The organism is Streptomyces sp. NBC_01351, from assembly GCF_036237315.1.
GTDB lineage: Bacteria > Actinomycetota > Actinomycetes > Streptomycetales > Streptomycetaceae > Streptomyces.
Genome location: NZ_CP108356.1, coordinates 570906 through 585536, shown reverse-complemented (window position 1 = coordinate 585536; position 14631 = coordinate 570906). Strand labels below are relative to the sequence as shown.

Sequence of the window (14631 nt, the reverse complement as noted above, 5' to 3'; positions counted from 1 at the left end):
TCACCTCCTCCCGCCACGCCCCCGTTCCGGTGGCAGGACCGGGGGCACCTCAGTAGGGTCCCGGCATGGCATATACGTTCCAGGTGACCATCGACTCCGCCGATCCGCACACCCTCGCCGACTGGTGGGCCGACGCCCTCGGGTGGGAAGTGGAGCACAGCGACGAGGAGTTCATCCGCAGCATGGTCACCGCCGGCCACGCGACCATGGAGGACACCACCACCCACCGCGGCACCCTCGTCTGGAAGTCGGGCGCGGGAATCCGGCACCCCGAGGGGCTGGAGCGGGCGCCGCGGGTGCTCTTCCAGTTGGTTCCCGAGCCCAAGACGGTCAAGAACCGGGTGCACCTCGACGTCCGTACCGGTGACGACGACCCGCGGGCCGTGGTGGAACGCCTCATCGCCAAGGGGGCCAAGCACCTCCACGAGGGCAGCCAGGGTCCCTCCGTGTGGACGACACTCGCCGACCCCGAGGGCAACGAACTCTGCATCTCGCACTGACGGGGTCCTAGGGTGACCCCGTGAACGTCATCCTCTTCGGTGCGACCGGAATGATCGGCCGGGGCGTCCTGCGCGAATGCCTGCGCGACGACTCCGTCGACAGCGTGCTCGCCATCGGACGCACCCCGCTCGGCGTCAGCCACCCCAAGCTCCGCGAGAGCGTCCAGCAGGACCCGTCCGACCTCGCCGCCGCGGGCGTCGACCCGGCCGGCTACGACGCCTGCTTCTTCTGCCTCGGAGTCTCCTCCCTCGGCATGAAGGAGGAGGCCTACCGGCGCGTCACCTACGACCTCACGCTCGCGGTGGCCCGGCCACTGGCCGCCGCCAACCCGGGGCTGACCTTCGTCTACGTTTCCGGCGTGGGCACGGACAGCACCGAGCGCGGCCGGTCCATGTGGGCCCGGGTCAAGGGAAAGACCGAGAACGACCTGCTCGAACTGCCCTTCCGCGCCTACATGTTCCGCCCCGGCATCGTCCAGCCGGTGCGCGGGGTGCCCTCCAAGGCCCGCATCACCCGCGCGGTGTACGCGGTCGCCGGCCCGCTGATCCCGCTGGTCCGCCGGGTCGCGCCCAACCTCGTCATCCCCTCCGAGGCCATGGGCCGCGCCATGATCGCCGTAGCGACTCCCGGAACCGAGGTCCCGGGGCACGTACTGGGGCCGGCCGACATCAACCGCCTGGGCGAGAGCCGTGACCAGGCATAATTGAGTACCGGGCAAACCCTCCCGCGCGTCAGAATGACGCATCTCGATCCGGGAGGAACCCATGAGCCAGGAGACCCTGACTCTGCACGACCTGCTGCCCGCTCAGGCGCTCGATGAGGCCATCGACGCCGGGTACGTGACCCGCAAGACGCACCCCGCACTGCCGCTGTCCATCTACACGTACACGCGGACGGCCCAGTACGAGCACGTCTGGAACCAGGTCACCACACGCTGCCGCGGACTCGTCGCCGACGACACCACCGGCGCCATCGTCGCGCTGCCGTTGCCGAAGTTCTTCAACGTCAGCGAGCACGAGTCGGGCCGCCCCTACGCCCCCGCGCTCCCCGACGAGCCGTTCGAGGTGTACGACAAGGTCGACGGCAGCCTAGCCGTGGTCTTCCACTACGCGGGCCGCTGGCACGTGGCCTCCAAGGGGTCCTTCATCAGCGCGCAGGCCACCTGGGCCCAGCGCCGGCTCGACGGCAAGGACACCGCGGGCCTGCGCCCGGGCGTCACCTACCTCGCCGAGATCCTGTACCCGGGCAACCGCATCGTCGTCGACTACGGCGACCGGCGCGACCTCGTCCTCCTCGCCGCCTTCGGCCCGGACGGCGCGGAGGTGCCGCTCGCCGAGGCCGCGGCCCACTGGGAGGGCATCGGCTCCGTCGTCACGGTGTGGCCGGCCATGCCCCTCGACGAGCTGATGGCGCTGGCCGAGTCCAACACCCTGCCCGGCGGGGCCGCGGCGACCGGCACCGACGCGGAGGGCTTCGTCCTGCGCTTCGCCTCCGGCGTCCGCGCGAAGGCCAAGCTGACCGAGTACGTACGGCTCCACCGGGTGCTCACCAAGGTCACCGAGCGGGACATCTGGCGCGCCCACGGCATCCAGCGGTTCGCCGGCCTGCCGGTCAAGCAGCTCGCGCAGGGCCTGGGCTGCACGGTCGCGGAGATCGAGGCCTCGGGCGGCAAGCCGCTCGACGTGCTGCTGGACCAGGTGCCCGACGAGTTCGACACCTGGGTGCGGGAGCTGATCGCCCGGTTCGAGGACGAAGCCGACCGGCGCGAGCGCGCGGTGCGGGAGGCGTACGAGGGACTCGCGCACCTCGCCGCGGACCGGGGGGCCTTCGCACGCGCGGTGAAGGAGCTGCCCGACCGCGGTATCCGGGCCGCGATGTTCCTGCGACTGGACGGCAAGCACACGGACCTGGTCGTCTGGCGTTTCGTCCGGCCCGAGGCGTCCGACCCCTACACGAACGACGAGGAGAACTGAACCGTGTCCGAGGAGACACCCGCACCCGCGACCGAGGCGGCGACCGAAGCCGAAGCCGAAGCCGTGACTGCTGTTGAGGCTGAGGCCGTGGCCCAGGAGGAACGGCTGCCCGTCGTGCACGTCATGACCGGCCTGCCGGCCTCCGGCAAGACCATGGCCGCGCGCGCCCTCCAGGCCGAGGCCGGCGGCCGCATGCGCCGCGTCAACCTCGACGACCTGCGCAGCATGCTCGACCTGCCGGACCCGGAGCGCGGCCGTGGCTTCGCGCACGAGCAGACGGTGTTGGCGGTCCAGGACGCGGCGGTCCGCGCGGCGGTCGACGGCGGCTTCGACGTGGTCGTCGACAACACCCACCTGACCAAGCACATCCCCAAGCGGCTCAAGGCCGCCGTCGGGGGCCTCGCGACCTTCGTCGTGCACGACTTCACCGACGTGCCGCTGGAGGAGTGCCTGCGCCGGGACGCCGCCCGGGAGCGCAAGGTCGGCGAGGAGATCATCCGCATCCTGGCCGAGAAGCACCGACACGCCCGCAAGGGCGGCTGGCGGCTGACCTCGGAATGGATGAACGGCGGTTCCGGCGCGGCCGCCGTGCCCCCGGTCACGGAGTACGTCCCCGACCCGGCGCTGCCCGGCGCGGTGATGTGCGACATCGACGGAACCCTCGCGCTGACCGGCGACCGCGGGCCGTACGACTTCTCGCGCTGCGAGCTCGACCTGCTCAACGAGCCGGTCCGGCGCGCCCTGGACGCCTTCCGGCGCGCCGACGGCGACGTGATCGTCCTGCTGTCGGGGCGCAGCGAGGAGCACCGGCCGCAGACCGAGCTCTGGCTCGCGCGCCACGAAGTCCCGTACGACGAGCTGTGGATGCGCGCGGCCGGCGACACGCGCCGCGACGACGTGGTGAAGGCGGAGCTCTTCGACGCGCACGTGCGCCACCGGTACGCGGTGCGCGTGTCGCTCGACGACCGGGACCGGGTGGTCGCGGTCTGGCGCCGGATGGGCCTGCCCACCTGGCAGGTCAACTACGGCGACTTCTAGGCGCCGGGGCACAGGGGCACAAGGCCGTGGGGATGAGCGTGCTGATCGTGGACGCCGCGAACGTCGTCGGCTCGGTGCCCGACGGCTGGTGGCGGGACCGGCGGGGTGCGGCCGAGCGGCTGCGCGACCGGCTGGCCGCGCGCGACGCCGGCGAGGAGATCGTCCTCGTCGTCGAAGGCGCGGCCCGGGGCGTCGAGTCGGTTCCCGGGGTACGGGTGGACTCGGCGCCCGGCAGCGGAGACGACCGGATCGTGGAGCTGGCGGCGGCCCTCGCGGGGCGCGACGTCGTGGTGGTCACCGCCGACCGCGAGCTGCGGGCGCGGGTACGGGCGCACGGCGCGCGGTGCGTGGGGCCGCGTGCCGTGCGCCCGCAGGAGTGACCTGGAGCGGCCCTACGGCTCAGCGGCAGTACCTCACGTGGCCGAGGTTCTGGACGTAGCGGGCGGAGACCCAGCGCTTCGAGTAGGAGGCCTTGCGGTCGTCCGAGCCGCCGCCGTTCTGCCAGTCACCGTTCTGCCAGTCGCCGTTGTGCCCGGTGCCGTTCTCCGAATCGCCGTTCTCCATGCTGCCGTTCGGCTCGGCGAGGCGGTACCAGAGGTGGTTCCCGTCGACCTTCTCGCCGCGCTTCTTGCAGTCGATCTCGACCTTGGTGTGCGGGTACAGGTGGCCGACGAGCCGCGAACGGGTGGTCGGCTCGCTCCGGACCTTCAGCGGGCCCTTCGAGACGACCTTGCCGTAGGTGCGGGCCGAGGTCTGGAACCCGTCGTCCTCCGCGGCCGCGGTGCCCGCCCCGACCAGACCGAGCACCAGGCTTCCGGTGGCGAGAGCGAGGATGGTCCTGGTGGGCTTCAGCATGAGCCGGCTCCTCTACGAAGACGTCCGCCCGGCCGCCGGAGCGGCACGGGACGGCAACCGGGCGGTTGCCACGGACGACTATGACGAGAGCGGAGCCAACCCTTCCGGTGGCGCACCGTCGTTTAGCCCGATATGCCCAATCGGCGGCGTGGAACGATGCGGGCGATGCGCGTGTGCAGGCAAGCGGGGCCGTGCCCGCCCCCGAACGGGCACGGCCGCGCTGCGGGGGCCCCGGGGGGACTGGGCCGATGCCGGCCGGTGAACCGGCGTGGGTAAACGTACGGGCCGGGCGACCTGGGCCGCGCCCATCCACGGGTTGAAATCCGGCTACCCCCGAGGGGGGCGGCCCTGTACAACCATGGGTGTACACAAGGGGGGTGACGTGCACTTGGCCACACATTCGGCAACGGTTCGGCTCCGAGCCGTGCTTCCCGTGGTCGGCGAGATCGTGTGGGCCGTGGGTTCGCTGTGGATGTCTTCCACGCTGCTCCACAACTGGCCGGATCCGGAGGGCTACTGGCGGGAGACCGACGCCCTCGCCTACGCCCTGATCGCCGCGGTCTACCTGCCGCTCGTGCTGCGCCGGCGCCACCCCCTGGCGGTCATGGTGAGCACAGGACTCTGGGTCGGCACCTACTTCACCCTCGGCTATTACCACGTGGTCGCCGTGTGCGGAATGTTCACCGCCCTCTACACGGTGGCCTCACTGCGCCCCCGCCGGTTGTCCCTCAGGTGCGCGGCCGCCACGCTCGCGGTGCTCCTGTGGGGCACGCGGCTCGCCGAGCCGGGCGGCGGCGCGATCAGCGCCGCCTTCGTGACCGTCGCCACGGTCGTCTGCTGGGTCGCGGGCGACGGCTCGCGGCGGCTGCGCGATCTCACCCGCCGGCTGCGGCTGGAGCAGGAGGAGAAGGCCCGCCGGGCCGTCATGGAGGAGCGCATCCAGATCGCCCGCGAACTCCACGACGTGATCGCCCACCACGTCTCGGTGATCTCCGTCCAGACGGGGCTCGCCTCCTACGTGTTCTCCTCCGACCCGCCGACCGCCCGCCGGGCCCTGGGCACCGTGGGGGACAGCGCCCGCGAGGCCCTGGCCGAGATGCGCCGGATGCTGGTGGTGCTCCGCGAGGAGGGGCCGGATTCCGACCCGGAAGGGACGCGCGGCGAGGTGCAGGGGCTCGGCAGGCTGGACGAGCTGGTCAAACGGGTCGGGGCGGCCGGGGTGCCGGTGGACGTACGGGTCACGGGCGCGGCGTACGAACTGCCGCCGGGGATCGACCTGTGCGCGTACCGAGTGGTCCAGGAGGCCCTCACCAACGTGATCAAGCACGCCCCGCAGGCGCCCACCACCGTCCGGGTCCACTACGGCGCGGACGAGGTGCGCGTACGGGTCAAGGACGCCGGGAGCGGGCGGACGCCGGCCCCCGCACCGGCCGGCCCCGGAAGACGCACCGGTCAGGGCTTGATCGGCATGCGCGAGCGGGCGACGATCTACCACGGCACGGTGACCGCCGCGGCCGCGCCCGAGGGCGGATTCGAAGTCAGCTTGCGGGTCCCCGTACCGCGGCCAGGAGGGGATGACGCGGATGACGTCCGTACTCGTCGTCGATGACCAGTTCCTGATCCGATCCGGCCTGACCGCGCTGCTGACCGCCGCGCCGGGCTTCGAGGTCGTCGGCGAGGCCGAGGACGGCGAGGAGGCCGTCCGGCTCGCCGCCGAGACGCGGCCCGACGTCGTCCTCATGGACATCCGGATGCCGGGCACCGACGGGATCGCCGCCACCGAGCGGATCGTGGCGGCCGGCCGGCCGGACTCCGCCGGGGGCGGGCCCAAGGTGCTCGTGCTCACCACCTTCGACTCCGACGAGTACGTGCTGCGCGCGCTCCGGGTCGGCGCCAGCGGCTTCCTCGTCAAGGACACCCCGCCCGACCGGCTGCTCGCCGCCATCGCCACCGTGCACGCCGGCGAGATGCTGTTCAGCCCCCGCGCTCTGCGCGGGCTGATCGACGCCTACGCCGTCCCCGTCGCGGCCCGGGCCACCCACCCCGGCCTGGAGACCCTGACGCCGCGCGAGCGCGAGGTGTTCGGCCTGGTCGGAGCGGGCCTCTCCAACGCCGACATCGCTGTGCGGCTCGTGCTCAGCGGCGCCACCGTCAAGACGCACGTCCACCGCTGCATGAGCAAGCTGGCACTGGCCAGCCGCGCCCAGGCCGTGGTCCTGGCCCACGAGTTCGGCATGGTCGCCCGGACGGGCTGAGAGCGGAGCCCACCGCCGGGCGCCCGGTCGCCGGTCTCCGGATGCGGGAGGGGGCGGGCCGGGCGAGAGTGGGTGCCATGGGAATCGAAGACTACGGCGGCGGTCCCGGCGCGCAGGAGACCGGCATCCTCGTCGTGACCACCAACGACGTCCCCGGATACCGGGTCGAGCAGGTCATCGGCGAGGTCTTCGGCCTCACCGTGCGCTCCCGCCACCTGGGCAGCCAGATCGGGGCAGGCCTGAAGTCGATGATCGGCGGCGAGCTCAAGGGCCTCACCAAGACCCTCGTGGAGACCCGCAACCAGGCCATGGACCGGCTCATCGAGCAGGCGAAGGCGCGCGGCGCGAACGCCGTGCTGATGATGCGCTTCGACGTCACCGACGCCGCCGACGTCGGCACCGAGGTGTGCGCGTACGGGACGGCCGTGGTCCTGGTCCCCGCTTCCACCTGATCCCCGGTATCCCTGCCGGACAGCCGCCCGGCACGTAAGTCCAGGACGGCGCTCCGCTTTGTCCATGGGTTTGCCCTGCACGGGTCCGCAAGCTGACAGACCAGTGAGCGGACCGTTCGGGGTGTCTTCGCCGTGAGCGGTCTTCCGCCCAGGAAGCGCCGACTCCCGGAGGCCCCATGCGCACCCCTCTCTGGCCGCTCCGGCCCCTCTGGCCGGCCGCGGCCGCGCTGGCCGGTCTGGTCGCCACGCTGGTCGTGGCCGTGCCCGCCGCCCCCGCCGCGGCGGCCGCGCCCGTGACGATCACCTCGCCCGAGCTGTCCGTCAGCGTGGACAGCGGCTTCCCCCGCGTCATCGGCTACACCCGGCGCGCCACCGGGGACGTACTGCACGGCAACGAGGACCCGCTGAGCACCGTACTTGTCAACGGGACCGGCTACACGCCCACCGTGACCTCCAGCCCCTCCGCCTCCGGTGTGGACTACGTGCTCACCTTCTCCGGAGTCACCGTCAGATCCCGTATCTCGGTGTCCGGTTCGACCGTTGAGTTCAAGGTCACCGCCATCGAGGACACCCCCGCGCTGCGCGTACGCAGCTTCGCGATCCCCGACCACCACCTCGTCAGCGTCCGCAGCGACCAGCCGGGCGCCGCCCTCGCCACCGCGAAGATGCATACCGCGACCACCGGAACCGGGGACACCTTCACCCCCGTCACCGCGAGTACCCCCGTGGACTCCGCCGCGGCCACCGTGATGCACGGCCTGGCCAACACCGGCAAGCTGGCCGCCGCCATCGACTCCAACTCCCTCTACGACCAGCCCTCCGGCGGCACCGCACGCGAGAACGGCAGGATCAGCAAGCGGGTCACCGACAAGGGCGCCTACCGCCGCGCCGGCCTGTGGAGCGGTGCCTGGCTCCACAGGGCAGCGGGCGCCGCGGACACCGACACCGAGCCGCTCCCGTACGCCCGTATCGCGATCACGGCCGACCGCAACGCGGACTCCGTCGTCGACTGGCAGGACGCCGCCGTCGCCTACCGGGACATCTGGACCCCGCCCACCGGCTGGCAGCAGACCGCCGACCGGGTCGTCCAGCGGATCCCCTTCAACTTCGCCTCCCAGGCCACCCATCCCTTCGCGCAGACCCTCGACGAGACCAAACGGGTGAGCCTCGCCACGGACGGCCTCGGCCAGTTCGTCCTCCTCAAGGGCTACGCCTCCGAAGGGCACGACTCCGCGCACATGGACTACAAGAACATCGGCTCCAAACTGGGCGGCGCCGTCGACCTGAACACCCTCACCACCGCCGGCCACGCCTACAACGCCGACTTCGGGGTGCACGTCAACGCCACCGAGGAGTACCCGGTCTCCGCCACCTTCGACCCGGCCCACCAGAGCGGCGGACTCGGCTGGGACTGGCTCGACCAGTCCTACTACGTCGACACCCGCAAGGACGGCCAGTCGGGCGAACGGCTGAAGCGGTTCCAGGACCTCAAGACCGCCGCCCCCGGGCTCGACTTCCTCTACGTGGACGTCTGGTACGGCGACGGCTACGTCTCGCGCAAACTCCAGCGCGAGATCGCCGGCCTCGGCTTCCAACTGACCACGGAATTCCCCAACACACTCACCGAACAGTCTCTCTGGCACCACTGGGCCACCGACGTCAACTACGGCGGAAGCGACCTGAAGGGCATCCACTCCACCATCGCCCGGTTCGTCGCCAACCACGCCAAGGACGACTGGATCGCACGCAACCCGCTGCTCGGCGGCGCCGAGATCACCGCCTACGAGGGCTGGCAGGGGAAGAAGGACTTCACCGCCTTCCAGAACACCACCTTCGGGATCAACCTGCCGACCAAGTACCTGCAGGAATCCCCGATCGTGAAGTGGACCGCCGACACCGTCACCCTCGCGAACGGCACCACCGTCACCACCGCCGGGAACAAGCGCCAGATCAGCACGGGCGGCCGCACCGTCCTGTCCGGTGACGCCTACCTCCTGCCCCGCGACGGCAAGCTCTACCACTGGAACGACAAGGGCGGATCCACCACCTGGACCCTCCCCGCCGGCTGGAGTGCGCCGAAGCTGTACCGACTCACCGACACCGGGCGCCAGTTGGTCGGCGACCTCCCCGTCGGCGCGGGCAACGCGGTCACCCTGAGCGCCACCGCCAAGACCGCGTACGTCGTCACCAACGGCGCGGCCCCCGCCCAACCCGACCCCAAGTGGGGCGAGGGGACCCCCGTCAAGGACCCCTCCTTCTATGCGGGCAACCTCAGCGCCTGGACCGTCACCGGGACCGGCGCCGCCGTCGCCCGCAACGCGCAGGGCCAGAACGAACTCACCTTCGCCCCCGGCGCCACCCCCGCCGTCTCCCAGCAGCTCACCGGCCTCGCCCCCGGCACCTACGCCGCTTCCGTCTGGGTCTTCACCCCTACCGGCCGGGCCGCCACTCTCACCGTCACCCCGGCCGGCGGCAGCGCCGCCTCCGTGTACGCCGACTCCTCGACCCTGACGAACAGCCTCGGCGGGAGCGAGAAGAACGGCACCAGGATGCAGCGCATGAAGGTGTTCTTCGACGTCCCCGCCGGGCAGTCCACCGCCACCCTGAAACTGTCCGCGGCCGCCGGATCAGGCACCGGCACCGTCTACTTCGACGACGTGCGCGTGGTCCCCTCCGCCCGCACCCCGCTCGGCGGCCACTGGTTCGCCGAGGACTTCGAGAACGTCGACGCCGGCTGGGGCCCCTTCGCGTTCGGCGGGGCAGGCGGCTCGGCCACCGACCCGCGCACCCACATCGCCCAGCGCAACGCCCCGTACACCCAGGCCGGTTGGAACGGGAAGCTCGTCGACGACGTGATCAGCGGCCAGAACTCGCTCAAAGCGCACGAGGAACGCACCGGACTCGTCTACCGCACCCTCCCGCAGACCCTGCGCCTGACCCAGGGCCGCTCGTACCGGGTGAGCTTCGCCTACGAGACCGGCTTCAGCGGCGACTACCAGTTCGTCACCGGCTCCGGCTCCACCGAGACCACCGCCGCGCTGAACCAGGCCCGTACGCCCACCACCTTCACCACCACCTTCACGGCCGGGGCCGACGCCTGGATCGGCGTACGGAAGATCACCCCCGAGGGCTCCCACAACGAGGCCGACCTGATCCTCGACGACCTGACGATCGACGACCTCGGAACCGGAGGCGGCGGCGAACTGCTCGTACCCCAGGGACAGATGAGCGTGAAGGCGGTCGACAGCCAGGAGACCGTCGGGGAGAACGGCAGCGCCGCCAACGTCCTGGACGCGGAAGCCGCCACCATCTGGCACACCCAGTGGTACGCGGCCACCGCGCCCATGCCGCACGAGATCACCCTCGACCTCGGAGCCTCGTACGGCGTCTCGGCCCTGCACTACCTGCCCCGGCAGACGCAGGCCAACGGGCGCATCGCCGGCTACCAGGTGTTCACCTCCACCGACGGCGTGAACTGGGGGACCGCCGCCGCTTCGGGCACTTTCCCGAACACCACCGCCCAGCAGGACGTCTCCTTCGCACCGCGCGCCGCGCGCTACGTCAGGCTCAGGGCCACGAGCGAGGTGGGCGGCAATCCGTGGACCTCGGTCGCGGAGCTCAACATCGGCTACCGGCCCTGAGGCCCACGGACCCTGAGGCCCACCGGCCCCGAGGTTCACCGGGCGGGCCCCCGTACCGACTCCTGCGCGCGGAACCGGACGGGGGACATGCCCACCCGGCGGCTGAACAGCCGGCTGAAGTAGGCCGGATCCTCGTACCCGACCCGCCGGGCGATCCCCGCGACCGGCAGGTCGGTGCGGGCCAGCAGTTCCTTCGCCCTGCTCAGCCTGATCCCGAGGAGGTACTCCTTGACCCCCTCCCCGGTACTGCGCCGCACCGCCCCGCGCAGTTCGGGCAGGGGCATGCCGAGCCGGGCGGCGTGTTCGGCCACCGAGATCGGCAGCAGGGCGTCCCGTGCCAGGGCGTCCATCACAGCGTCCCCGTGCCGGGACACCTCGGCGCGGGCGTAGCGCAGGGCCACGAGCAGCGCGTGCACGGCGGCCGCCGCCTCGACCTCCAGCAGCGGTCCGCCGCGCCGCGCGGCCCGTACGATCCCGTCCACGATGTGCCGCACTCCGGTGGTCCCGCCCAGCGCGACCACCGGGTGGTCCGGGGTGACGTAACCCAGGTCCGTGTACGCGGCGACGCCCGCCCCCGAGAAGTCGACGAAGCACTCGTCCCAGCCGGTCCGCGGGTCGGGCCCGTAGTGGTGCTCCACCCCGGGCACCAGCCACAGCAGGGCGGGCGCGGTCACCGGCTGCGGAGGCCGGCCGCCGTGGCTGAACCAGCCCTGGCCGCGGGTGACGACCACGGCGACGTGATGGTCCAGCGCACGCGGTCCGACCACCGGCAGCAGGCCCTCCTGCACGCCCACGCCGAGGCAGACCAGGCCGAGCCGGACGTGGTTGGGGGTGGGGGAGAAGTAGCGCATCCAACTGCTGTACGGGGGCGCGGGGTGAGGGGGCGTCGGCATCTGCGGATTGTGATCCACGGGGCGGGGCGCCCTCAAGGGGCCGCGGTGGGTGCTGCCCCGCCGCTGCTGGGGCTCTGCCCCGGACCCCGCGCCTCAATCGCCGGCGGGGCTGGGTTTGCCCCCTGGGTCGGGACCGGTCGGTTGGGGTGGTGCCCCGGCGGAGTGTCTCCTCGTCCTCGCGCACTGAGCCGGTGCTTCGAGACGTGAGGGTGGTTGCGCGCTCGTCCTGCGGGGACACTCCGCCGTGTCCCCACCCCAACGCGCGCTCCCGGCCCAGCGGGCGGGGCACAACGGCGCCCCCTCAGCGCTGCACGCTCCCGGCCCACGGGGCGGGGTTTGGGCCGTCTGGCCGGTCCGCGGGGGCACTCCGGGGCGTCCCCGCAGGACGAGCGCGCAACCACCCTCCACTTCGAGAGGTGCCTTGGTGCGCGAGGACGAGGAGACGCCCCGGAGGGACCCCGCGGACCAACCCGAACCATCAAGGCCCCGCCCCGGGGAGACTCCCCAGCCCCGCCGGCGTTTGAGGCGCGGGGTCCGGGGCGGAGCCCCGGCAGCGGGGGCCGCGCCCCGCCCGAGGGGTCGGCCGTAGGCCCGCCGCCAGTCCCGCGATCACCACCAGCAGGCCCAGCCACACCGCCGGCCCCGGCACCCCGCTCCCCGTGCAGACCCCCGCCCCGGCCGCCGCGAGCGGGGCGACCCCGGTCAGCAGCCCGGCGCGGCCCGCGCCCACGGCGGCCACCGTGCGGTACCAGAGGAGGAAGGCCACGGCCGTCACCATGACGGCGAGGTACCCCGCGGCCGCCCACTGGGTCCCGGTCACCGACGCGAGGTCCGAGGGGCGCTCGAAGGCCACCGCGAGTACCGCGAACATCACCGCCCCCATCCACACCGCGTGCACCGACACCCCCCATGCGCCGTGCCGCCGCAGCACCGGCACGGCGAGCAGCGTGAACCCGGCCTCGCAGACCAACGCGAGCGCCGCCCAGCCCACCCCGGCGGCGTCCGTCCGGCCCGTGCCCTCGACCAGCACGGCCCCCGCCACGACCACGGGAGCCGCGAGCAGCACCTGCCGGCTGGGCCGGCGCCCCTCCAGCAACGGGCCGAGCAGCCCCAGCAGGATCGGTACGGAGGCCACCGCGACGGCGATCACCGCCGGCTCGGCATGTGCGACCCCCCGTACGACCGCGATGTTGAACAGCACCAGCCCCGCCGCCGCGATCCCGGCCAGCCACAGCCACTCCCGGCCGCGCGGCCGCAGGACCGGCACCCGCGCCGCCCGGGCCAGCGCGAGCAGGAGCAGCGCCGCGCCCGTGTACCGGACGGCCTGCACGGCGAAGAGCGGGGCGTCGACGAGGGAGCGCGAAACGGTGACACTGCTGCCGACCAGCGCCATCCCGACGGTGCCGGGGGCCAGGTCCCGCAGGGTGGAGGGGTTCTTCTTCATACCGACCAGCCTGGGACCACAATGGTCCCATGAGCAGGTCCAACGAAGGTTCCGTCGAGGGGTCCAAAGAGGGGTCCGCGATCGGTGCCGGAAGTCCGGCCGGGTCGGACTTCCTCCAGCTGGACATCGGCGGTGCCCCCGCCGGCGGCCGCACCGAATGGCTCGCCGGCCGGCTCCGCGCCGCCATCGCCGACGGCACCCTCCCGGTCGGCAGCCGGCTCCCCGCCACCCGCGTGCTCGCCGCCGAGCTCCGGGTCTCCCGCGGGCTGGTCACCGAGGCCTACCAGCGGCTCGCGGAGAGCGGCCAGGTCACGGGCCGCGGTCGGGCCGGCACCGTCGTGGTCGCAGCCCCGCCCCCGCCGGCCGCCCCCTCGACGCCCCCGGAACGCGGAGGGCTCGTGGACGCCCTGCGCGCCGTGCCCTGCCGGATCGACCTCTCGCCCGGGGTCCCCGACCTCACCGCCTTCCCCCGTACGGCCTGGCTGCAGGCGGAGCGCCGGGTGCTCGCCGCCCTCACCCCCGCTGACTTCGGCTACGGCAATCCGCAGGGTGCCGCCGCTCTGCGGGCTGCCGTCGCCGGGTGGCTGGCGCGCAACCGCGGCATCCGGGCCGACCCCGACGACGTGGTGATCGTCGCGGGTGTCGCCCAGGCCCTCGGACTCCTCGCGCACGTCCTGCGGGAGGAAGGCGTACGGCGCGTCGCGGTGGAGGACCCCGGCTCCCTCGGGGCCCGGCAGCAGCTGGAGTACGGCCGGCTGGAGACCGTACCGGTGCAGGTGGACGAGGCCGGGCTGGATGTGACGGCCCTGCGGGCGAGTGGGGCCGACGCAGTCCTGATGACCCCGGCGCACCAGTTCCCCACCGGGGTCGTCCTCGACGGAGAACGCCGCCGGGACCTGCTCGGCTGGGCGGCCGCCGGGGGACTGGTCATCGAGGACGACTACGACGCCGAGCACCGCTACGACCGCGCCCCCGTCCCCGCGCTGCGCGCCCTGCTCCCCGAGGGCGTCTGCTACGCCGGGAGCGTCTCCAAGCTCCTCGCCCCCGCGCTGCGGCTCGGCTGGCTGCTGGTCCCGCCGAGGCTGCGCGACCCCGTGATCGCGGCCAAACGCTACGCCGACCTCGGCAATCCGGTCCTCGCGCAGCTCGTCCTCGCCCGGCTGATGGACTCGGGCGAGCTGGAGCGGCACCTGCGCTTCGTCCGGCGCCGTCACCGCCGCCGCCGGGACGCCATGCTCCGGGCCCTCGCCGACCGGCTGCCCGGCGCCCGGGTGCACGGGACGGCGGCCGGCCTGCACCTCACGGTCACCTTCGACGGCGCCCGCTTCGCGGACACCGACCTGGCCGCGGCGGCCCTGGACCTCGGAGTGAAGGCCCATCCGCTCTCCTGGCACCGGATGCGACCGGGCCCGCCCGGCCTGATCCTCGGCTACGCGGCCGGTTCCGCGGGCGAGATCGAGGAGGGCATCGCCACACTGGGCACGGCCCTGGAGGGACTGGCGCGGGCCGGGCGGAAAATTCTTCGAGAAGAAAAGCAACCTCCACCGGGGTCGCGCGTCGTGCGGGGGTGAAGGGTGCG

The 14631-nt window shown here is 72.9% G+C and carries 13 protein-coding genes; 10 read left to right on the top strand and 3 right to left on the bottom strand.

Annotation, left to right across the window (positions count from 1 at the left end; genetic code table 11):
• Window positions 1–65 precede the first annotated feature (65 nt).
• The 5 genes from OG625_RS02875 to OG625_RS02855 all read left to right on the top strand — a co-directional run bounded on the left by OG625_RS02875 (window position 66) and on the right by OG625_RS02855 (window position 3892).
• Entirely contained in the window at window positions 66–500 is a 435-nt protein-coding gene (locus OG625_RS02875) for a VOC family protein (protein ID WP_329376476.1), read from the top strand.
• A 20-nt stretch (window positions 501–520) separates the two neighbouring features.
• Window positions 521–1204: an epimerase gene (locus tag OG625_RS02870; RefSeq protein WP_329376475.1), complete on the top strand. Its 684-nt coding sequence runs from the start codon at window positions 521–523 to the stop codon at window positions 1202–1204.
• 61 nt (window positions 1205–1265) lie between these two features.
• Window positions 1266–2474 (top strand): RNA ligase, encoded by a 1209-nt coding sequence (locus OG625_RS02865; RefSeq protein WP_329376474.1) that lies wholly within the window; start codon window positions 1266–1268, stop codon window positions 2472–2474.
• Window positions 2475–2477: 3 nt separating this feature from the next.
• The gene (locus tag OG625_RS02860; protein ID WP_329376473.1) at window positions 2478–3512 is read left to right on the top strand and encodes a phosphatase domain-containing protein; all 1035 of its coding nucleotides are present in this window, start codon (window positions 2478–2480) and stop codon (window positions 3510–3512) included.
• A gap of 32 nt (window positions 3513–3544) precedes the next feature.
• On the top strand, window positions 3545–3892 hold the full coding sequence (locus tag OG625_RS02855) for an NTP pyrophosphohydrolase (protein ID WP_329376472.1): 348 nt from the start codon (window positions 3545–3547) through the stop codon (window positions 3890–3892).
• Window positions 3893–3911: 19 nt separating this feature from the next.
• Here the strand turns inward: OG625_RS02855 and OG625_RS02850 are convergent, their stop codons facing one another.
• Window positions 3912–4367 (bottom strand): SH3 domain-containing protein, encoded by a 456-nt coding sequence (locus OG625_RS02850; RefSeq protein WP_329376471.1) that lies wholly within the window; start codon window positions 4365–4367, stop codon window positions 3912–3914.
• A gap of 424 nt (window positions 4368–4791) precedes the next feature.
• Here OG625_RS02850 and OG625_RS02845 point away from each other — a divergent pair, with 424 nt between their 5' ends.
• From OG625_RS02845 to OG625_RS02830, 4 genes are all read left to right on the top strand, one after another.
• Complete coding sequence (locus OG625_RS02845) at window positions 4792–5976, top strand: sensor histidine kinase (protein ID WP_329376470.1); 1185 nt, start codon at window positions 4792–4794, stop codon at window positions 5974–5976.
• Window positions 5951–6622, top strand: a complete 672-nt coding sequence (locus tag OG625_RS02840) for a response regulator transcription factor (protein ID WP_329376469.1) — start codon at window positions 5951–5953, stop codon at window positions 6620–6622. Before OG625_RS02845 ends, OG625_RS02840 begins: the two co-directional genes overlap by 26 nt.
• A 77-nt stretch (window positions 6623–6699) precedes the next feature.
• Window positions 6700–7074, top strand: coding sequence for a YbjQ family protein (locus OG625_RS02835; RefSeq protein WP_329376468.1), 375 nt, complete (start codon window positions 6700–6702; stop codon window positions 7072–7074).
• Between the two features lie 176 nt (window positions 7075–7250).
• Window positions 7251–10715 (top strand): endo-alpha-N-acetylgalactosaminidase family protein, encoded by a 3465-nt coding sequence (locus OG625_RS02830; RefSeq protein WP_329376467.1) that lies wholly within the window; start codon window positions 7251–7253, stop codon window positions 10713–10715.
• 35 nt (window positions 10716–10750) lie between these two features.
• Here OG625_RS02830 and OG625_RS02825 read toward each other — a convergent pair whose 3' ends face one another.
• Both OG625_RS02825 and OG625_RS02820 read right to left on the bottom strand, forming a co-directional pair.
• Window positions 10751–11608, bottom strand: a complete 858-nt coding sequence (locus OG625_RS02825) for a helix-turn-helix domain-containing protein (RefSeq protein WP_329376466.1) — start codon at window positions 11606–11608, stop codon at window positions 10751–10753.
• A 478-nt stretch (window positions 11609–12086) separates the two neighbouring features.
• Window positions 12087–13052 carry a DMT family transporter gene (locus OG625_RS02820; protein ID WP_329376465.1) on the bottom strand — a complete coding sequence of 322 codons (966 nt, stop codon included), beginning with the start codon at window positions 13050–13052 and terminating at the stop codon, window positions 12087–12089.
• Between the two features lie 29 nt (window positions 13053–13081).
• On the opposite strand from OG625_RS02820, the gene pdxR reads away from it, so the two are divergent.
• Entirely contained in the window at window positions 13082–14623 is a 1542-nt protein-coding gene (gene pdxR / locus OG625_RS02815; protein WP_329376464.1) for a MocR-like pyridoxine biosynthesis transcription factor PdxR, read from the top strand.
• The last annotated feature ends 8 nt before the right edge of the window (window positions 14624–14631 follow it).

Bases quoted from the DNA above. Each gene is read 5' to 3' on its own strand.
- OG625_RS02875 (WP_329376476.1), top strand. From the start codon at position 66: ATGGCATATACGTTCCAGGTGACCATCGACTCCGCCGATCCGCACACC.
- OG625_RS02825 (WP_329376466.1), bottom strand. From the start codon at position 11,608: ATGCCGACGCCCCCTCACCCCGCGCCCCCGTACAGCAGTTGGATGCGC.
- OG625_RS02850 (WP_329376471.1), bottom strand. From the start codon at position 4,367: ATGCTGAAGCCCACCAGGACCATCCTCGCTCTCGCCACCGGAAGCCTG.
- OG625_RS02820 (WP_329376465.1), bottom strand. From the start codon at position 13,052: ATGAAGAAGAACCCCTCCACCCTGCGGGACCTGGCCCCCGGCACCGTC.
- pdxR (WP_329376464.1), top strand. From the start codon at position 13,082: ATGAGCAGGTCCAACGAAGGTTCCGTCGAGGGGTCCAAAGAGGGGTCC.
- OG625_RS02855 (WP_329376472.1), top strand. From the start codon at position 3,545: ATGAGCGTGCTGATCGTGGACGCCGCGAACGTCGTCGGCTCGGTGCCC.
- OG625_RS02830 (WP_329376467.1), top strand. From the start codon at position 7,251: ATGCGCACCCCTCTCTGGCCGCTCCGGCCCCTCTGGCCGGCCGCGGCC.
- OG625_RS02865 (WP_329376474.1), top strand. From the start codon at position 1,266: ATGAGCCAGGAGACCCTGACTCTGCACGACCTGCTGCCCGCTCAGGCG.
- OG625_RS02840 (WP_329376469.1), top strand. From the start codon at position 5,951: ATGACGTCCGTACTCGTCGTCGATGACCAGTTCCTGATCCGATCCGGC.
- OG625_RS02835 (WP_329376468.1), top strand. From the start codon at position 6,700: ATGGGAATCGAAGACTACGGCGGCGGTCCCGGCGCGCAGGAGACCGGC.